15 protein-coding genes and 1 tRNA gene are annotated in these 19,474 nt (G+C 63.2%); 6 read left to right on the top strand and 10 right to left on the bottom strand.

Annotated features, from left to right (window positions below; translation table 11 throughout):
• Nucleotides 1-14 precede the first annotated feature (14 nt).
• The 5 genes from FHT38_RS02585 to FHT38_RS02565 form a co-directional block, all read right to left on the bottom strand.
• Nucleotides 15-2,126: an AIPR family protein gene (locus tag FHT38_RS02585; RefSeq protein ID WP_183489580.1), complete on the bottom strand. Its 2,112-nt coding sequence runs from the start codon at nt 2,124-2,126 to the stop codon at nt 15-17.
• Nucleotides 2,127-2,129: 3 nt separating this feature from the next.
• A complete protein-coding gene (locus FHT38_RS02580; RefSeq protein WP_183489577.1) occupies nt 2,130-3,095 on the bottom strand; it encodes a PD-(D/E)XK motif protein in 966 nt (321 codons plus the stop codon).
• On the bottom strand, nt 3,082-5,820 hold the full coding sequence (locus FHT38_RS02575; protein ID WP_183489574.1) for a Z1 domain-containing protein: 2,739 nt from the start codon (nt 5,818-5,820) through the stop codon (nt 3,082-3,084). Before FHT38_RS02575 ends, FHT38_RS02580 begins: the two co-directional genes overlap by 14 nt.
• Nucleotides 5,813-7,288 (bottom strand): ATP-binding protein, encoded by a 1,476-nt coding sequence (locus FHT38_RS02570; protein ID WP_183489571.1) that lies wholly within the window; start codon nt 7,286-7,288, stop codon nt 5,813-5,815. Before FHT38_RS02570 ends, FHT38_RS02575 begins: the two co-directional genes overlap by 8 nt.
• 222 nt (nt 7,289-7,510) lie before the next feature.
• Complete coding sequence (locus tag FHT38_RS02565; RefSeq protein ID WP_183489568.1) at nt 7,511-9,130, bottom strand: DNA cytosine methyltransferase; 1,620 nt, start codon at nt 9,128-9,130, stop codon at nt 7,511-7,513.
• A 127-nt stretch (nt 9,131-9,257) separates the two neighbouring features.
• Between FHT38_RS02565 and FHT38_RS02560 the strand changes: the two genes are divergently transcribed.
• Nucleotides 9,258-9,701, top strand: coding sequence for a very short patch repair endonuclease (locus FHT38_RS02560; protein ID WP_183489565.1), 444 nt, complete (start codon nt 9,258-9,260; stop codon nt 9,699-9,701).
• Between the two features lie 5 nt (nt 9,702-9,706).
• Here FHT38_RS02560 and FHT38_RS02555 read toward each other — a convergent pair.
• Nucleotides 9,707-9,783: transfer RNA gene (locus FHT38_RS02555), tRNA-Ile, on the bottom strand.
• A gap of 103 nt (nt 9,784-9,886) precedes the next feature.
• On the bottom strand, nt 9,887-10,900 hold the full coding sequence (gene hrcA, locus FHT38_RS02550; protein WP_091721362.1) for a heat-inducible transcriptional repressor HrcA: 1,014 nt from the start codon (nt 10,898-10,900) through the stop codon (nt 9,887-9,889).
• Nucleotides 10,901-10,982: 82 nt separating this feature from the next.
• Here hrcA and FHT38_RS02545 point away from each other — a divergent pair, with 82 nt between their 5' ends.
• The 3 genes from FHT38_RS02545 to rapZ are packed head-to-tail and all read left to right on the top strand — an operon-like array spanning nt 10,983 to nt 14,490.
• Nucleotides 10,983-11,858: an NAD kinase gene (locus FHT38_RS02545; protein WP_091721359.1), complete on the top strand. Its 876-nt coding sequence runs from the start codon at nt 10,983-10,985 to the stop codon at nt 11,856-11,858.
• Entirely contained in the window at nt 11,858-13,567 is a 1,710-nt protein-coding gene (gene recN / locus FHT38_RS02540) for a DNA repair protein RecN (protein ID WP_183489563.1), read from the top strand. The genes FHT38_RS02545 and recN overlap by 1 nt, the downstream gene beginning before the upstream one ends.
• Nucleotides 13,564-14,490, top strand: coding sequence for an RNase adapter RapZ (gene rapZ, locus FHT38_RS02535; RefSeq protein WP_091721353.1), 927 nt, complete (start codon nt 13,564-13,566; stop codon nt 14,488-14,490). Before recN ends, rapZ begins: the two co-directional genes overlap by 4 nt.
• A 9-nt stretch (nt 14,491-14,499) precedes the next feature.
• Here rapZ and FHT38_RS02530 read toward each other — a convergent pair whose 3' ends face one another.
• From FHT38_RS02530 to mutM, 3 genes are all read right to left on the bottom strand, one after another.
• Nucleotides 14,500-14,859, bottom strand: coding sequence for a hypothetical protein (locus FHT38_RS02530; protein ID WP_091721350.1), 360 nt, complete (start codon nt 14,857-14,859; stop codon nt 14,500-14,502).
• A gap of 148 nt (nt 14,860-15,007) precedes the next feature.
• A complete protein-coding gene (mutY, locus tag FHT38_RS02525) occupies nt 15,008-16,120 on the bottom strand; it encodes an A/G-specific adenine glycosylase (RefSeq protein ID WP_183489560.1) in 1,113 nt (370 codons plus the stop codon).
• A gap of 11 nt (nt 16,121-16,131) precedes the next feature.
• Nucleotides 16,132-16,983, bottom strand: a complete 852-nt coding sequence (gene mutM, locus FHT38_RS02520; RefSeq protein WP_091721346.1) for a bifunctional DNA-formamidopyrimidine glycosylase/DNA-(apurinic or apyrimidinic site) lyase — start codon at nt 16,981-16,983, stop codon at nt 16,132-16,134.
• A 91-nt stretch (nt 16,984-17,074) separates the two neighbouring features.
• Here mutM and FHT38_RS02515 point away from each other — a divergent pair, with 91 nt between their 5' ends.
• Both FHT38_RS02515 and FHT38_RS02510 read left to right on the top strand, forming a co-directional pair.
• The gene (locus FHT38_RS02515; protein ID WP_091721343.1) at nt 17,075-18,889 is read left to right on the top strand and encodes a tetratricopeptide repeat protein; all 1,815 of its coding nucleotides are present in this window, start codon (nt 17,075-17,077) and stop codon (nt 18,887-18,889) included.
• Nucleotides 18,889-19,473, top strand: a complete 585-nt coding sequence (locus FHT38_RS02510; RefSeq protein ID WP_183489557.1) for an outer membrane lipoprotein LolB — start codon at nt 18,889-18,891, stop codon at nt 19,471-19,473. The genes FHT38_RS02515 and FHT38_RS02510 overlap by 1 nt, the downstream gene beginning before the upstream one ends.
• Nucleotide 19,474 lies beyond the last annotated feature (1 nt).

The following is a 19,474-nucleotide window of genomic DNA, read 5'->3' as shown; positions in this document are numbered from 1 at the left end:
GGATGAAAGCAGCGTCAATTTCCCGGTCGGTGTACGAAGCCCTCATCCTCAGCAATTCGCCCTGTCTCAATAAGCCGTTTCCAATCACGCTCGGTGTTAATCCGGCTAAAGCCCGTCACTGTGGCGCACTTCAACACCAAGGCCAACTGCTGATCGGTTGCAAAGTCCCTCAAACGCGGCCATTTCGCCAAAGAAGCCCAATAGCCTGACTGCACCTTCTCCAAAACCATCTGTTGGAGAGCAATTTCCTGGTCTCGGACGCCCTCTCTTTTGGCGTCCATTGCTCGACGGCGATTCACTTCCGCGGATGTGAGCCACGATGCCTGCGAAGGGACTTCAAACCTTCGCACGCGTGCACGGTCCCAGCATTGTTCCTTCTTTGCCCACTCCCCCACGTTCTTCATACCGAGGGGGGGATTCAATATCACCTGCTGCGCCTCAATCGCAACACTCCTGATCAACACCTCTAGGTCGTGAGGAATGCTCTGCGCATTCCAAAGCGACGCAAAATCCAACTCTTCTCCAGCGCCCCGAAGAGCGTGGATGATCATGCTCAAAGCGTAAGCAACGAGCTGCGGCCGATAGTCGCCCTCGTACCAGTCCGCCTTGCCCCGCGCAACTACCGATTCGGCGGAGCGCCAAAGAAGCGCACAGACGACGATTCGTCGATAGTACTCATCCGAGTAGCTTGACTCAATTGACTCCCAATACTCAAGCGGTGGAATGTCGGATGTCGGCGGCTCGAAGGCGGCAGCGAACTTCAAGAAGTTCTTCTGTGCACCGAAGCTAATTTGATGCGGACGACAATTCAGTACCCCATCATATTTCGCAAGCTCGGTCTTGTTAATTACTTGGATGGGCGGGAATTCAAGATCAAACAGTCTACGCTTTCCATCAGGCAAATAAAGCCGCTCGTTCTGATATTGCCCTCGCGCCCGTTCATAGAACCACTTACTCCTTGCGCGCGGATCGACCAACGATGCAACAGAAAGACGGCGAGAGATCTCCTCCATCTTCCGATGGAACGGATGATTGGCAAAGAAGTCCGCTGCAGCGATTTTATTCTGCGTATTCGCGTACTCTGCGATCCGAGGAATCAATTCGTTAGCCCGATCAGGTGCCACCACAGTCAACTTCATCGCGACTGAGACCTCACGAATCGTAACGCCCTCCTTCTTCCGCACGCTCAGTAAACTGGCTGTTGTCTGCCCTCCGTTCACAATCTGCAGATCGGTCAATCCAACAATGCGACCGACTCCGCCATCCGTTTGAATTGCAACGGCTGAAGCAGTTGCCGCGATACCGTTATTGAACGCGAAGAAGAGCTCGGGGGCTGTCTGCACCGTTCGACGTATTCCCTTATTAACGCCGCCCTTCATTCCCAAGAAACTTCGGACATTCCCTTCAAGCAGCCTGCTACCAAATCGCTCAAACATCTTCGAAAGTGTCTCCGCGTCGACGACACAGAGATACGACCGCAGGTCTTGCTGTCTGACCGCCTCCAAGAAGGGAAAGCCCAGGGAATCAAAGTCGGAGAGCGAAATCTCGATGGCTTCTCGCTCCCGCGACGAGCCATAAATATCCTTCAGCCGAGAGAAGTCCCAGACATGTTGCTCAACAGGAACTCCGCCAATGGGTGGCAGCACGCGCTCCTTAAATCTCTGACTCAGTCGCCGATTTGCAAGCACATGCAATCGGATCCGCGATATTGCCGAGCGCCCATCGCGAAGGAGTAGAGCCAGTTCGAAAGCTGAGTTCGCCTCTGGCATTAGCTCTACCAAGTCGCCCTCAATCGCCTCTCGAGTAAAGGTCTCCAACATGCCGGTGAGCAAATCAACATCTTCGGCAGGAAAAAGCTCGACTTCAGCTTGGTCGGACCAGCTCCCAATGACAAGACCTATGCTTCCGTCGGACTCATCTAGGCGTGTATAGCCATGAATTCGAAATGCGCGCCCTCGACGCCCTGAGCCGGAGTACTCAAGTGGAATCAGCTCTCCAAACGCCGGCTCACCTTCCAGCCGGTCCCCCACTTCCTGAGCGAATGCAAGAGTATCAACAAGATGCGACGCCGCAGCGCGACGGCGCACCATACCTTTCAATTCATCGAGAAACTGCCCATCATCCATAGCTTAGGCGCTCAGCCGGAATCTCTCTAATGCCGCCAAGACAAGGTCATACTGTGCGGCAAGTACACCATCAGGAACCGACGAGGACGTCAATCGTGGGAAGTCTTGGCTGACATCGAATCTTCGGAGATCTTGGACGTAAAGATCTCGCGCATCGTACTCCAATCGGGATACATATCCGGCTTCCAGCAGTTTCATTCGGAAGATGGCCAGCGCGCGAACATCATGCGCGATTATCCGTTCGAGTCTCGCTACCAGTTCGTTGAGAGTAGTTCCGCCCTGCGCGCCTTCCGGCACCTCTGCGATGTTCATCACCACCAACTCTAGAGGAGTGCGAGCCTGGAGCTGCGAAAGTGAAGATATCTTCACAGAATCACGTCCGGGCAGGACAGATTTAATCTCGTACGCCTTGTCGTGAAACACAAAATCTTGGTCCGCCCTTGCGGGACCAACCCAAGCTGAAACGCAGTCGCTCACCGACCTTTCATGCGATCGCACCAGCGAATCCAAGAAGGAAAGTTCCGCAAACAATCCCCTAACTCTGCGGTCCTCTAAGATTCCATCGATGCCAGACAGGAAGAGGCGTTGCCATAACTCTATCCTTTCGGTAATAAAGACCCCTTTCACGTCTTCATTTACCAGCGATATCACCTCTCCTATTAGATCCGTGCCAAGTCGCGCAAATACAGACTCAATCGATTTACTTTGCACGCGTAGGAGAAGCAACCATTTCCCATTTGCTCGACGTAACCGAAAAGAGTCAAGCGCACCCCTTCCAAGCGCAGGCAATTCGGGTCGAGCGTCAAACCCAAAAGCGATGATCGCCCGGTCCTCCCTATCAAGGCCCGCATAGAAATCATATTCTGCGGACATCTGGAGATTTCGTAGCCGGACACCGTCGAGGCTTTCGGAAATCGGCAAATCCTCCGCCCGCCTCAAGATTTCCCATGCACTCTCAATCTTCGTCATCATCCGCCTCATCAAGAAGACCGATTTGACGCAGAGCGACCTTGTTCAACGAATAGACGACGGTTTCCTCTTTCCCGGCGTATCCCGGGAAGGAAATACTGAGTGCGAGCAGGATCGACGGTTCAATGTCCGCCGGATCCATCATTTCCCTCGGAGGAATTACCTTTCCATCCGCCCGGACCTTTGGTTCTTTGGGTTCCCTCTTCGCCGGTTGGACGAGATGGATCGTCAACAGCGGTCGCTTCCTATAACTGCGGTAGAACCATCCCGGAATAGTCTTGCCGAGCTGTGGATCAGCCAACTTCTTCGTCTCCCAAGCCGCGGCTATCGCCTCTTCATCGACGAGCAACCCGACCTGCTCGTCGGAAATCTCGCCCACCCGCTGCTTATTGAGTCGAAGGAATCCCGTACCCTTGGAAACCTTCTCGAACTGCCGCATTCTCGGGCGCAGATATTCCGATCGACCTGAGATCGGTGAGAGCAACGATATGTTGCAAGCGTCTGCCGAACCCTGTGGAATTGCCAAATCCCATTTTTCGAGCTCCTCCAGATCGGCATTGGCAATGAAATTGAGAAGGGGTCGCTGCCCGGTTTCCATTTCCCTCATGAAATGTGGGTTCAATTCAAGAATTTCGAGACGCCCCAGGAAACGAGAAACTACGGAACGATCGATGCCCTGCCAATAATACCTTCCCCGTTCGAAGGCGAAGTTCGTCGGAAGCTCCCGGAGCAGCCGTTCAAGCTCTTCCAAATTTCTTTCGTTCGTTGCACCATCAGCCGGAAGGAGCGGAGTTTCGACTCCAGCGCCGCTGAACGAAACCTTGATTTCAATTTCATCTGAATGCCGCATCTTGGCCGCAGCAGTTGCGACAAGGGCGTTGGGATGAGCGAGAACCTTCATCCCGAACTTCCTCGGCGGCAGACCGTTCGCATGCATCACCTGAATATCGAATCGCAGCTTTGCAACGACATCGGCCAAATGCGCATACCAATCTTGGGCCTGCGGGTCCGCCCAGATTCGGCACAAGTCTTCGTAGCCTGGGCGGTACCCAAACCAACGCCCCATCTGAAGCAGGGTGTCGTACGCCTTCGAGTTGCGGTAGAAATAACTGACGCACAGCCCCTCCAGCGTAAGACCTCTCGAGAGAGTGAGGCCACCGACTGCAATGACGCGGCGCCCAAGTCGGGTATCTTTGAACGCGCTGTAATTCAGTCGCTCGGCTTTCTCGGTATTCTTATTTACGGTAACGACCTTGACGCTTGAGATGGCGTCGTAAAGACAATGCCGAACGGAATCCCACGATTTCCCACAGTCGGCGAAATGCTCTTCCCAAAGTTCATGAAGCCTCACCAAGGGGGGATGCCCCTGCCAAACTTCGTCCGCGGCCAAGTACTGCTTAACATCTTCCACCGTACGATACAGATACTCCTTGAGCTTTTCAGCGATCCGCTCCTGTACCGAAGAGAACCTTGTCGCGTTCACGAGCATCGATCGATGTTTGAGCGGCTCGTCTCTAAGATCGCGAATGGCGCAGCTCAATAGGAATACATCGACAGCATCCTGCAACGACTTGGGAAGCTCCGAAATCGGATGATCGATTTTGTGACCGTAGGGCAGTATGGCAGCCGCATCGACAATGTCCCGCACGCCAGAAGCTGTTGCACCGCCTTCCACGAAGAAGCTGCCAACACCCCTATAGGTACTTGGAGCATTCAGGGAATAGACAAAGTTCGATGGAAACAGATCTTCGAGATCGGGGTCAATAAACACATTTGCGAATGGAGTCGCCGTATACGCCACGTACGAGGTACGTGAGAACTTCTGGAGCAACTCGCGAATCAACCGATTGATCGTCGCAGGGTTGTCATCCTTCTTTGCATTAACCGAAGCGTTGTCCGCCTCATCGTCAACAACCAAGAGAGGGACTTGGATCTTTCCGGCATCCTTTTGAGAGTCCAAGAACTCGACTAGGTTTCCCAATGCGGTCGAGTTTTTCTTCACAACAAGCAAGACGGGCTCTTTGAGATTCTCCAAAGGAATTCCGCCCAATACTTGCTTGTTCGCAGTCAGGAAATCTGAGTCGATGGATGTGAGAACGTTGGGAATCTTGGTGCGAAAGCGGCCGGCTCCAATCGTTGCGCTCGTCTTCTCGCGACGCAGCAGTTGCCGGCTATCCCTCCCTACGAACCCCTCATCGAGTCGCTCCTGAGATTGCGCCCGAAGGTCCTCGATCGTCCCCGTCAAAAGAACGATGACTTTATAGCCCGCATCAGCCGCCTTTGCGATCAGTCCGCAATAGTTAGACGTCTTTCCCGACTGCACATCTCCCATGACTAGGCCCTTGGATAGCCAAGGTCCTTCCTTGCGTGGATCGCCGCATTCAGTCAGGACGTTGTCGGTATCCTCATCCAGAACTCTAATGACGTCCAGTGCTTGGCCTTTGGACTGAAGTTGCCGAACATAGGATCGCCAGTATTCCCAGACAATTGACGACTTTGCATCTTGGACCCAAGGGGCGATATCCCCGTCGTGAAGCCCTTGTCCGGCCTTCATCACAACGCCGAGAGAGCCCTCCAGCTGGCGCCGAACCTCCGATATCACCTGATCGCCAAGATGAGGAAATATAATCCTTAGTTTCTCTAGTGTCTCGCTTAGCAGTTCATCGGTTAGTTGGCGAGAGCCAATCATTCCTACTGCAATCATGAGCGGGTCGACGTCATACATTTTTCTCTCCTCCCTTTAGCATCTCGAAAAGCTCTGGAAATCGACAGAACGGCTCCATCTCAATGATTTTATTGAGCGGCATACCTGAAACCTCCATTACCCGTCTGACGAGATCTGCAAGTTGCTCGATTTCGACCTTGTCGGCTTTCGAACGGCGGTCTCCGCACATATCGGCGTAGATTGCCTCAAGCGGCAATGCATGGCCAAAGAGTTCAGTCAGCGTTTGGAGCTTTCTGACTTGAGACGATGAAAGTTCAGATGCAAGATCAGAAATCAGAGGATGCTCGGAGTTGACCCGATAGTCGAATCGTTCCTTGCTAGCCTCATATCTAACCCATAAGGACAACACGGAACTTCCCGTCGCTTTTCGTCCAGGAAATGTAATTGTCTTCCGGCTTGCGTTAGAGAAGTGGGGGAGCAGCTCCCGGAGGCGATTCCGTATAAATTCCGGGGGTTGGGCCGTGGACTTCTTTATATCTAACGACCAAAGATCGTCGAATGAGTTTGGAATATCGACCTGAACGCGCGTAAGCTTATAGAATTCATCTTTGGGGACAATCTTGAACCAAGTACCCCATACGACGAGCCTGCGATTTCGATAGATATAGAAACCCTGTGTACTTCTAAGCCCGTCGCCGCCGCCAGCAGTCTCTATTTCGTCAGCGGAAAGTCGCCCAACTGGTGGTAGGACGAAGGGCAGCACCTGAACATCGCCACGAGGGTGCTTGATGCATTGACCTTCCAGCGGCTGAATAAATTTGTTGCTTCTTAGAAAGGGGTCTCGCTTCGGCAGAAGCAAGCCATTCACCGAGATCACCAAGCCTCTGGAAGAGCTATCGCCTTCCAGAAATCTGTGGAATACGAGGGCCAAATGCTCTCGGAGCGTGGAGAGCTTCTGGGTAAGCTCTTTCTCGATATCAGCGGCCCCTGCGGAAAGGCGATCCAACTCCTGCCAAACTACAATGGTTCCCGTGGGCGCGTTTTCGAGGCGGCCATACATTGGAATCGCCTGGAGCTCGCTTAGGGAAGGAACAACGACAAGCCATTTTCCCGTCTTCTCTACGATATCCAAGTCCCAACGCCGTCCGGAAACAACGCCGTCCTTTTTGCTCACGACGGTCAGCTTTCGACACTGGGACAACGAGGCTGTCTTCAGACCGAGCCCAAATCGCCCCAAATCATGCGCCTGCCTTTGATCTAAAGGGTTCCGACTTCCGTGGCGCATTGCTGCGGTAAGTTCCGGACTCGTCATGCCGTCGCCATCATCAAAGATGGCGATGTAGGGATCGCCTATGCCATCGTATTGAATGTGAATTTGCTGAGCGTGCGCCGAGATGCTGTTGTCAAGCAGGTCAGCAATTGCCGTCTCCGCCGAGTAGCCGACAGCACGCATTGCCTCCATGAGCGATACAGGATCGGGAATGACCTCAAGGGTCTCCTCGAAAACTTCGGACGAGTTCCCACTCATCTTTTAACGTCACACGCTGCGGCGCGATCGCAGTTAAAAAATGGGGCTTCCAGCGCGCTCCCGCGCGCAGTACGGACGTGGATCAATGCACCCTCCCAAATGCCGCTTCATCGAGTTCGTGCCCTTTTTTTGTGCTCGCGCGACAGCGCAGCGAGGGTCTTGACTCATTACAGAGTACCGCATGCTTGGCGAACTCGAACCCGCGCATTTACGGGGATGGCGTCAGCACCCGCTTTTTGTCGCGGCCGCGGCCAAGACGCTGGCGACGACTTCGGCGATCTGCACAGCCAGCAGCGGCGGAACGGCGTTGCCCACCTGGGTGAACTGCGAAGTCCTGTTCCCAAGGAACACATAGGAGTCTGGGAAGGTTTGGAGCCTTGCCGCCTCGCGTACTGTCAGGCTCCTGCATTGCTTCGGCATGTAATGAATGAACGCATGGCCATCCTTGGCGATGTGGCTGGTGATCGTCATGCTGTGGCGCGACGCCAGCTGTACGCGGAATCTATCTTTGAAGATGGACTCTCCCGCGTTGTCAGGATCGACGTTCTTGTGCGCTGGCAGCAGACACCTTGGGAAGTCAGCGAGTCGCGGGCTTGATCCAGTGGCTTTCCCGAACGCAGCAACAAACAAATAGCGAACCAGATCGCTCGGCATGTGCGCACGGCTTTCGTGGTTGGTCATGAGGGTTGTCGACCGGTCCTTGTACCAAGTCGCCAAGCTCCCAAGCCTTGCGCTTCGGGTGGTGGGGAGAACACGAGACCGCTCTGCGCCTGGGCCGGGGTCGACTTGGCGGGTTTGAATGTTTTGCCTTGCAGACGTCATCACAGCCGCGATTTCCCGTCCTTGATCGCCCATCGAATGCAACGTTCGGACTGCCTCATCGAATAGCGGGAGCGATAGCGCATCCGACCAATGCATGCCTTTGCCGCGGCTGGAGATCTGAGGACGCAGACTCTCTAGGTCACCAATGACCTTCTGAACCGTTGGCGCCGGGGAAGGCAGCAGTTTTCGAATTGTTCCGGCAGCGGAAAACACGTCCTTGCGGACCCCAAGGATGATTACTCTGTGCCGAGCCTGCGGAACGCCAAAGCCCTCTGCCTTTAAGAGAAAGTCGTCCGGTTCGGGCTCGACCCCAGTCGCATGCGCCGTTAGAGGAACTAGCACGTATTCCAAACGCTTTGCAGTTCCGTCCGCCAAGCCAGGCTTTCGAAGATCGGACAGAATCTTCTCGAATATTTGGCGCTCTCCTACTCGAGAAGACAGAATCCCCTTTACGTTCTCCATCACAAAGACGGCGGGACGGAATTCAGTGATTACGTGTAGGTACTCCTCGTAGAGGAAGTGGCGGTGATCCAGCTCAGGAACGTAGTCCTTCTGACCCCTGTTCCGTGAACGCCCCACGATTGAGTATGCTTGGCACGGGGGGCCTCCGATAAGCACCGCGTTGTTTGGATACTTGCCGCCCGTCATGTAAGGCTTCAGTCGCTTTCTGATTTCCCGAGTGACTTCTTCGCGACATGCAGGTCCAAGTTCGAGCTCCAGCGCCTCATGATCTGCGGCAATGCACGCCTCACGGATGCGCGCATTGCCGCATTCCTTGAGTTGATTGAAGACGATGTTCCAAGACTCGCGTTCGATGATCCCGTCCCACGTCTTCCAGTCGTCCTCGCTCGCTCCATTTCTGGCCAAGTGCCGATGCGCAGCTCTGAGCCGCAAGGTTTCATGCGCCATTCCATCCTTTTCAATGGAAATCACCGTCTGGAACGAAGCGCCAGTCGCGCGGGAAAACCCTTCGCCGAGTCCCCCGGGGCCGGCAAAGAGATCAATCACGGGGATGCTCATCTAGTATTTCTTTCTAATCGGCGAGCGCGTGACTCCGCCGGAATTGCGAGATGCTACCAGGCGCCTCCGTGTCTTGGGGCGGCATCTGCACCACTTGCGCGAGTGGCCGCAGCTACGTGAGGAACGTATGACAGACATCGTCTCTCCTGAGACTCGATCCAAGATGATGAGTCGGATTCGAGGCCGAGACACCAGTCCGGAACTGACGGTCCGGAGATTTCTCCATGCGGTCGGATTGCGCTTCCGGCTCCACGCGAAGGACCTCCCCGGCCGCCCCGATATCGTGCTCCCCGGTCGTCGCGCGGCCGTCTTCGTGCACGGATGCTTCTGGCATCAGCACCCCGGGTGTCGCGAAGCAGTCATGCCGTCAACTCGACCGGAGTTTTGGAAGCAGAAGTTCGCTGCAAATCAAGCCCGAGACGCCCGCTCCATCCGACTGCTAGAGGAGGCGGGATGGAACACTTTTGTGCTTTGGGAGTGCGAGGCCAGAGACGAGCTGGCTCTGGAGAACTTGGCTTGGTTGCTGCTTGCGTTGCCCGAGATGGGGCCCCAAACCGGACCTTCCAAGTAAATATCTGGTAGGCCGTACAGGACTTGAACCTGTGACCAAAGGATTATGAGTCCTCTGCTCTAACCAACTGAGCTAACGGCCCCCTGGGGGTAATGCGCATATACGAATCCTGGCGGATTCGCGTGTTCCGGCTTTGCACCGAAGGCGCGGATTGTAAGCATGCTTAAGCGCCGCGCTTAGCACGCTCACTTCTGCGACAACGCATTGCTCACCATCCTCGACGTGATGTCGACGATCTCGATCATCCGGTCGTAGGCCATCCGCGTCGGGCCGATGACCCCCAGCGTCCCGACCACCTCCCCATCGACCTCATACGGCGCCGACACGATGGACAGCTCCTCCACCGGCACCACCTGGCTCTCGCCGCCGATGTAGATCCGCACCCCCTCCGCGCGCGAGGACACATCCAGCAGCCGCATCAGCTGCGTCTTCTGCTCGAAGAGGTCGAACATCCTGCGCAGGCTGCCCATGTCGTGGCTGAAGTCCTGCACCGTCAGCAAGTTGCGCTCGCCGGAAATGATCATCGGCTCGTGCTCCTGCAACCCCTGCTGGCCCACGTCCACCGCCGCGCTCATCAGCTTGGCGATCTCCCCGCGCAGCTGATCCACCTCCAGCCGCAGGCGGTCCCGCACCACGTCCAGGCTCAGCCCCGCGTAATGCGCGTTCAGCCGGTTGCTCGCCTCCGTCAGGTCCGACTGCGACAGGTCCTGCGCCGTGAACACCAGCCGGTTCTGCACGTCCCCGTCCGGCGACACCATGATCACCAGCACCCGGCGCTCGCCCAGCCGCAGGAACTCGATGTGGTGGAACACCGCCGTCTTGCGCGGCGACGTCACTACCCCCACGAAACTCGACAGGCTGCTCAGCAGCTGCGCCGCGTTCGCGATCACCCGTTGCGGTTGATCCGGCAGCAGCTGGCTTTCGAAGGAACCCGCCTCGCGTGGCATCCCCGGCTTGGCCGTCAGCAGCGTGTCCACGAACAGCCGGTAACCCCGCGCCGTCGGAATCCGCCCCGCGCTGGTGTGCGGGCTGGCAATCAGACCCAGCTCCTCCAGGTCGGCCATCACGTTGCGGATCGTCGCCGGGCTCAGCTCCAGCCCCGACGCCTTGGACAGCGTGCGAGAGCCCACCGGTTGGCCATCGGCGATGTACCGCTCCACCAGAGCCTTCAGCAGTGTTTTCGCGCGGTCGTCGAGCATGTTTTTCATTCTAGTGAAGCCACCAGCGGCACCCCTTCCCACCCCCCGGCCCCGCCACCTCGCTGTGGTGTAATTCCGCGCTATGTCCAAGCGCTTCCGTCACGTGGCCATCGTCGGAAAACCCCAGTCCCGGGGCATCCGGCCCATCCTGGAAGAGATTGCCGATTTTGTCGCCTCCCAGGGATTGGATGTTTCCCTCGAACAGGAAACCGCCGACAGCACCGGCATCACCGCCTTCCCCGCATTGACCCACGCCGAACTCGGCACCCAGTGCGACCTGGCCATCGTCGTCGGCGGCGACGGCACCATGCTCGGCTTCGCCCGCCAGGTCGCCCGCTACGGCCTGCCGCTGGTCGGCATCAACCAGGGCCGCCTGGGCTTCATCACCGACATCTCCGCCGACCAGTTCCGCGACGCCCTCGCCCCCATCCTCGCCGGCGACTTCGAGATCGAACACCGCTCCCTGCTCGAAGGCGCCGTCTTCCGCGACGGCGAGCAGATCTTCTCCGGCGTGGCCCTGAACGACGTCGTCGTCTCCCGCGGCGCCACCGCCGCCATGGTCGAGCTGCGCGTCGACGTCGGCGACGAGTTCGTCGCCAACATGCGCGCCGACGGCGTCATCGTCGGCACTCCCACCGGCTCCACCGCCTACGCGCTGTCCGCCGGCGGCCCCATCCTCCACCCCGGCATCGCCGGCTGGGTGCTGCTGCCGATCGCGTCCCACGCGCTCTCCAACCGCCCCATCGTCCTGCCCGACAGCGGCGAGGTGCGCCTGACCATCGTCGCCGGCCGCGACGCCTCGGTGAACTTCGACATGCAATCCCTGGCCTCGCTGCTGCACGGCGACTGCATCACCGTGCGCCGCTCCCAGCACCGCGCGCCCTTCCTGCATCCGCGCGGCTGGTCCTACTACGCCACGCTGCGCCGCAAGCTCCGCTGGAACGAGGGAAACACCTGATGCTGCGCCGCCTGAGCCTCAAGGACTTCGTCATCGTCCCAGCGCTGGAGCTGGACTTCGCCGCCGGTTTCTCGGCCCTCACCGGCGAGACCGGCGCCGGCAAGTCCATCCTGATCGACGCGCTGCAGCTGGCCCTGGGCTCGCGCGGCGACGCCGCCGTCGTGCGCGAGGGCGCCACCCGCGCCGAGATCTCCGCCGAGTTCGACCGCCCCGCCGCCCTCGCCGCCTGGCTGGAGGAAGCCGGCTTCGACACCACCGACGGCGCCGAGGACACGCTGCTGCTGCGCCGCGTCATCGACGCCCAGGGCAAGAGCCGCGCGTGGATCAACGGCGGCACCGCCACCGTCGCCCAGCTGCGCGAGCTGGCCGAGCACCTGCTCGACATCCACGGCCAGCACGCCTGGCAAGGCCTGACCCGCCCGGCCAGCGTGCGCGAGCTGCTGGACAGCTTCGCCCAGATCGAGACCCGGCCGATGGCCGCCGCCTTCACCGAGTGGCGCCAGGCCAGCGAGGCGCTGGGCGCCGCGCAGTCCAGGCAGGCCGACCTGGCGCGCGAGCATGAGCGCCTGAGCTGGCAGATCGGCGAGGTCGACCGCCTCGCGCCCGGCGCCGACGAGTGGGACGAACTCAACGCGGAGCATCAGCGCCTGTCGCATGCGCAGTCGCTGATGGACGCCGCGCGCGGCGCGCTGGAGCGCATCGCCGAGGCCGAGATCAACGCCGAGTCGCTGACCGACGAAGCGCTGTCCGCGCTGCAGGACGTGCTCGGCTACGACGCCGGCCTGCAGGACACCGTCAACGCGCTGCTGGGCGCGCAGGCCCAGCTGCAGGACGCCGCGCACAGCCTCGGCGCCTACCTGCATGCGGCCGACCTCGATCCGGACCGGCTGCGGCAGCTCGACGACCGCCTGTCCGCCTGGGTCACGCTCGCCCGCCGCTATCGCCGGCAGCCGGCCGAGCTGCCGGCGCTGCTGGCCGAATGGAAGACCGAGCTCGCGCAGCTCGACGCCGCCTCCGACCTCGACGCGCTGCAGGCCCGCCAGGCCGACGCGCTCAAGCGCTACCAGAAGGAAGCCAAGGCCGTCAGCACCGCGCGCGCCAAGGCCGCGCCGGCGCTGTCGAATGCGGTGTCGCAGGCGATGCAGCAGCTCGGCATGGCCGGCGGCCGCTTCGAGGTCGCGCTGCTGGCGCAGGACGAGCCGCAGGGCTTCGGGATGGAATCGGCCGAGTTCCTCGTCGCCGGCCACGCCGGCAGCACGCCGCGCCCGCTGGCCAAGGTCGCCTCGGGCGGCGAGCTCTCGCGCATCGCGCTGGCCATCGCCGTCACCACCAGCCAGCAGAACAGCGGCGCCGGCACGCTGATCTTCGATGAGATCGATGCCGGCGTCGGCGGCGCGGTCGCCGAGACCGTCGGCCGCCTGATGAAGCAGCTCGGCCAGCGGGTGCAGGTGCTCGCGGTCACCCACCTGCCGCAGGTCGCCGCCTGCGCCGATCACCACTTCCTCGTCGCCAAGGCGCTCAAGGACGGCAAGACCAACTCCGAGGTCCGCCCCATCGCCGGCGAGGCCCGCACCGCCGAGATCGCCCGCATGCTCGGCGGCGAGCGCCTGTCGTCGACCTCGCTGGCGCATGCGCAGGAGATGCTGGACCTGTCCGCCAAGTCCACCCCCGCCGCGCCCGCGGCCGCCGGCAGGAAGGTCAAGCCATGAGCGCGCCCCACACCGCGCCGGTACCGGCGCCTCAGGCCACGCCCAATGCCAACTCGCCGCGCGGCGAGGTGGTGCTCGTCACCGGCATGTCCGGCGGCGGCAAATCGATCGCGATGCATGCGCTCGAGGACGCCGGCTTCTTCTGCGTTGACAACCTCCCGCCCGAGCTGCTGCCGCAGTTCCTCGACCTGGAGCGCCAGCGCGGCTGGCGGCGCGTGGCCATCGCGGTGGACGTGCGCAGCGCCGGCTCGCTGCCGCAGCTGCTGGGCCACATCAAGACGATGCGCCAGGAAGGCGTGTCGCTGCGCTCGATCTTCCTGGACGCCGACGACGACACGCTGCTGCGCCGCTTCTCCGAGACGCGCCGCCCGCACCCGCTGCGCGTCGGCAACGAGGACAGCGACACCCACCGCGCGCTGCAGGAGGCGATCGCGCTCGAGCGCGAGCTGCTGACGCCGCTGCGGATGGAGTCCACCGTCATCGACAGCAGCCAGCTCCGCCCGGCGCAGCTGCGCGGCTGGCTGCGCGACCTGGTGCATGTCAGCGGCGCCTCGCTGACGCTGGTGTTCGAGTCCTTCGCGTTCAAGCACGGCGTGCCCAGCGACGCGGACTTCGTCTTCGACGTGCGCGTGCTGCCCAACCCGTATTACGACCGCGAGCTGCGGCCCTTCACCGGCCGCGACGAGCCAGTCGCGGCCTACCTGGAAGGCCAGCCGGAGGTGCGCTTGATGCTCAGCCAGATCGGCGCCTTCATCGCGCAGTGGCTGCCCAACTTCGCGCAGGACCAGCGCAGCTACCTGACCGTGGCCATCGGCTGCACCGGCGGCCAGCACCGCTCGGTCTATCTCGTCGAGACGCTGGCCAAGCAGTTCGCCTACCACGGCCAGGTGCTGAAGCGGCACCGCGAGCTGGACGCCCGCTGAGCCGTCCGCTCACACGGCGCTCGCGCCGCCCTCCTCGCGTGCCTGCTCCATCTCCTGCACCTGGTTGAACAGCAGGATGCCCAGCACCACCGAGGCGAAGGGCATCAGCACCAGCATCAGCAGCAGCCACAGCACCACGTTGCGCCCGGCGCGCTTGAGCGCGATGCCCATGTAGGCGAAGTGCGCGCACAGGCCGGCGAACAGACCCAGGCCGAACATGGTCAGCTTGGCGGGATCGCCCTCGCCGGGCACCTGCGTCTCGCTGATCAGGAACCACAGGCAAACGCCGCTGGCGAGCACGGCGATGAAGGCCGATTCCAGTGCGCTCTTGAGGGCCGCGGCCCGGCCCGGCTTGACGTCGTTCGACATGGTGTCCCTGAATGCGGTGGTGGCGTGCGCGGGCCTGTCGTGGCCCGTTCTGGCAATCGCGGGAGCATAACGGAGCGGCGCCCGTCGGGAACCGGCGGAACCCCGCGCCCGACCCGGAAACCGGGGGTCGACGGCCAGCGCGGCGACCTTAGTCCAGCAGCTTCTTCAGCGGCGCCGGCAACGCGTACTCGCCCAGCCGCTCGCGCGCGACCCACACGCCTTCGCTCGCCGGTCGCGTCTCGCGCGGCAGCAGCGCCCGGCGCGGATGCAGCAGCCAGTCGAAATGCGTCAGCACATGCTTGACGCGCGGCAGCGGCTCGGGCGCCGCCACGCCCAGCGCGGCGCTCTGCGCCGTCAGCGTGGCCTCGTCGTCGAACAGCGGCAGCGTCCAGAGCCCGCCCCAGACGCCCTCGGCCGGCCGCTGCTGCAGCCAGACGCGGCCCTCGTGCTCCAGCCACAGCCACCAGCTCTCCCGCTGGCCGCGCTTGAGCTTCTTGGTCTTGACCGGATAGCGGGTGGGCTCGCCCTGCGCCAGCCCGGTGCACAGCGCCGCCACCGGGCACAGCAGGCACTGCGGGCTGCGCGTCGCGCACAGGCTGGCGCCGAGGTCCATCAGGCCCTGCGTGTACGCGGGCATGTCCTCGGGCGACGGCGGCAGCAGCGCCTCGGCCTGGCGCCACAGGCGCTTCTCCTGCGCGGCGGAGGACAGGTCGCCGTCGAAGGCCAGCAGCCGGCCCAGCACGCGCTTGACGTTGCCATCCAGGATGGCCACGCGCTCGCCGAAGCAGAAGGACGCGATCGCCGCCGCCGTCGAGCGCCCGATGCCCGGCAGCTCCGCCAGTTCGGCGGCGCTGCGCGGGAAGGCGCCGCCATGGCGCTCGACCACCGCCTGCGCGCACTTGTGCAGGTTGCGCGCCCGGCTGTAGTAGCCCAGCCCGGCCCACGCGGCCATGACCTCGTCACTGGGCGCCGCGGCCAGCGCGGCCACGTCGGGGAAGCGCTCCAGGAAGCGCTTGTAGTAGCCCAGCACCGTCGTCACCTGCGTCTGCTGCAGCATGATTTCCGACAGCCAGACCCGGTACGGGTCGCGCGTGTTCTGCCACGGCAGGTCATGCCGCCCCTCGCGGCGCTGCCACGCGAGCAGCCGCGGGGCGAAGTCGCCGCGCAGCGCCGCCACGCGGGCGTCCAGGTCGGCATCGGGGATCGGGGAGTCGGGCGTCGTTCTCAAGGCTTGCTTCTTGGCTGGCGTACTGGCGCTCATCGCTTTGGCGCTCATCGCTTCTGGCAGACCGGACAGAAGAAGGTCGAGCGCTGCCCCTGCACGATGCGCCGGATCGGCGTGCCGCAGGCGCGGCAGGGTTCGCCCTCGCGGCCATAGACGCGCGCCTGCATCTGGAAACTGCCCGCCACGCCGTGCGCATCCTTGAAGTCCCGCAGCGTGCTGCCGCCGGCCTCGAGCGCTTCGCCCAGCACCTGCCGCAGCGCCGCCGCCAGCTTGGCGGCGCGCGGCCGGCTCAGCTTGCCCGCCGCCAGGCGCGGATCGACGCCAGCCAGGAACAGCGCCTCGCACGCATAGATGTTGCCCGCGCCGACGACCACGTCGCCGGCCAGGATCGCCTGCTTCACCGCCACGCGCCGGCCGCGGAAACCGTCATGCAGGTAGGGGCCGTGGAATTCGATGTCGAAGGGCTCCAGCCCGATCCGGGCCAGCAGCTTGGCCGCCGGCTCGACGGCCAGTCCGTCCGACCAGACCACCGCGCCGAAGCGCCGCGGATCGGTCAGGCGCAGCACGCCGCGGTCGGTGACCAGTTCGAAGTGGTCGTGCGGCCCGGCCGCCGGCGGCTGCTCGCGGAAGGCCAGCGAGCCCGACATGCCCAGGTGCAGCAACAGGCCGCCGCCGCTCTCGTCCGGATGGCCGGGCTGCTCGGCCGTCGCCACCAGCGGCAGCCAGATGTACTTGCCGCGGCGCTGGGCCTCGCCGACCCGGCGCCCCACCAGCCGTTCCGCCGCCACGCCCAGCGGCCAGCGCAGTGGTTTTCCCAGCCGCACGTCCAGCACGCGCGCGCCGGCGATGGCCGGCGCAAAACTTCGTCGTGTAACTTCAACTTCCGGTAACTCGGGCATCCCGGAATCATAGGCGCGGCGCCCGCGCCGCTTCCCTAGAATGGTCCGCGGCTTGCCCGTCAGGCCTTCCCGCCCAGTTCAGGAGTTCCTCATGCCCGCCCTCGTGCGCCACCGCTGGTGGCTCCCAGCCGCCCTCGCCCTGAGCTGCGCCGCCCACGCCCAGACCCAGCCCCCGCAAGCGCCGGCCGCGGCCGACGCGCCCGCCTCCGCCGCCTCGGCGCCGGTCGTCAATTCCGACCTCGACGCGCCGATGTTCTACCAGCTGCTGATCGGCGAGCTCGAACTCCAGGGCGGCCAGGCCGGCGTCGCCTACCAGGTGCTGCTCGACGCCGCCCGCCGCAGCAACGACGAGGAACTGTTCCGCCGCGTGGTCCAGATCGCGCTGCAGTCGCGCGCCGGCGACCAGGCCGCCATCGCCGCCCGCGCCTGGCGCGAGGCGCTGCCGACTTCGCTGGAGGCGCACCGCACGCAGATCCAGTTGCTCGCGCTGCTGAACCGCCCGGCCGAGATCCCGCCGGTGCTGCGCTCGCTGCTGGCGCTGACGCCGGCCGATGGCCGCGGCGCGCTGATCGCGGCGCTGCCGGCGCTGTTCCAGCGCAGCCCGGAACCGGCGCGCGTGCTGGAGGCCTTCGAGCCGCTGCTGCGCGAGACCGCAGCGAAGCCGGAGACGCGTTTCTCGTCGCTGCTGGTGCTGGCCCAGCTCGCCAAGAACGCGGACCGCTACGAGACCGCGCTGATCCACGTCCGCGCCGCCGCGAAGGACTTCCCCGAGCGCGAGGAACCGCTGCTGATGGCGCTGGAGCTGCTGCCGCGCCGCCCCGAGGCCGAGGCGCTGGTCACCGCCGAGCTGCAGGCCAAGCCCGACAAGCAGGCGCTGCGCCTGGCCTACGCCCGCGCGCTGGCACGGGCCCAGCGGCCCGGCGACGCCGCGCGGGAGTTCCGCGTGCTGACGCAGGAGTCGCCCGAGGACGCGTCCCACTGGCTGGCGCTGGGCGCGCTGGAGCTGGATTTGCAGCATCCCGACGCGGCCGAGACCGCGCTGCAGCGCTATCTGAAGCTGGTGGACAAGCCCGGCGGCGACTCGTCCTCGCTGGCGGAGCGCGCGATCGCGGCGGCCGGCCTGGACAAGGCCGACAAGGAAGCCCGCCTGCAGGGCCAGTTGCTGCTGGCGCAGGCCGCGGAGATGCGCGGCGACTTCAAGACCGCCGAGAAGCGCCTGGCCGGCATCGAGGCCGCGCCGGGCAACCTGGACATCGCCTACCGCCGTGCCTCGCTGCTGGCGCGCCAGGGCCGGCTCGACGAGGGCCGCGAACTGCTGCGGCAACTGCCCGCCGACCGCGACCAGGACCGCCGCGCCCGCGTGCTGGCCGAATCCCAGCTGCTGCGCGAAAACAAGCAGTGGCAGGCCGCCTACGACCTGCTCGGCCAGGCGATCAAGCAGTCGCCCGAGGATGCGGACCTGATCTACGAGCAGTCGATGATGGCCGAGAAGCTCGGCCGGGCGCAGGAGATGGAAGCGCTGCTGCAGAAGGTCATCCAGCTCAAGCCCCAGCATTACCACGCGTACAACGCCCTGGGCTACTCGCTGGCCGATCGCAACGAGCGGCTGCAGGAGGCGCGCGACCTGATCTCCAAGGCGCTGAGCTTCGCGCCGGGCGAGCCCTTCATCGTCGACAGCATGGGCTGGGTGGAATTCCGCCTCGGCCGGCTGGGCGAGGCCGAGCGGCTGCTGCGCCAGGCCTACGGCTCGCGCCCGGACGCGGAGATCGCCGCCCACCTCGGCGAGGTGCTCTGGGCCGCCGGCCAGCAGGACGAGGCGCGCCGCGTCCTCGCCGATGCCGCCAGACGCGATCCGCGCAACGAGGCGCTGCAGTCGGTGATGCAACGCCTGCAGGTCCGTCCCTGATGCGGCGGCGGCAATTCCACCTCGGCGCGCTGGCCGTTCTCGGGGCGACGGCGCTCGCCGGTTGCAGCTCGGTGCCCCGGGCCTCGGGCGCGGACGCCGCCTCGCTGGCGCAGGCGCCCCGCCTGACCGGCAAGTTCGGGCTGATCGTGCCGGCCGGCCCCGGTGGCCAGCCGCGCGGGCAGAACGTCAACGCCAGCTTCGAGCTGCTCGGCGATCCCCGCCGCGGTCAGCTCGAGATGAGCACGCCGATGGGCAGCCTGGTCGCGCGGGTGTCGTGGCAGCCCGGCTCCGCCTGGGTCAAGACGCCCGACGGCGACCGCGCCTACGACGACATCGACGCGCTGACGCAGGAATTGCTCGGCGAGGCGCTGCCCGTGCAGGCCCTGTTCGACTGGCTGCGCGGGCGGCCCTGGCCGCAGGCGCCGTCGCGGGCGGCGGACGGCACCGGCTTCCAGCAACTGGGCTGGCAGGTGGACCTGCGCCGCTTCGGCGACCAGCTGATCTCCGCCCAGCGCCTCAACCCGAATGGATCCGAACCGCTGGCGACGCTGCGCCTGAAACTCGACGCGCCCGTCAGTCCTTGAT

It is taken from the genome of Mitsuaria sp. BK041, from assembly GCF_014193085.1.
Lineage (GTDB): Bacteria > Pseudomonadota > Gammaproteobacteria > Burkholderiales > Burkholderiaceae_C > Roseateles.
This window is presented reverse-complemented; position numbering and strand designations above follow the sequence as displayed.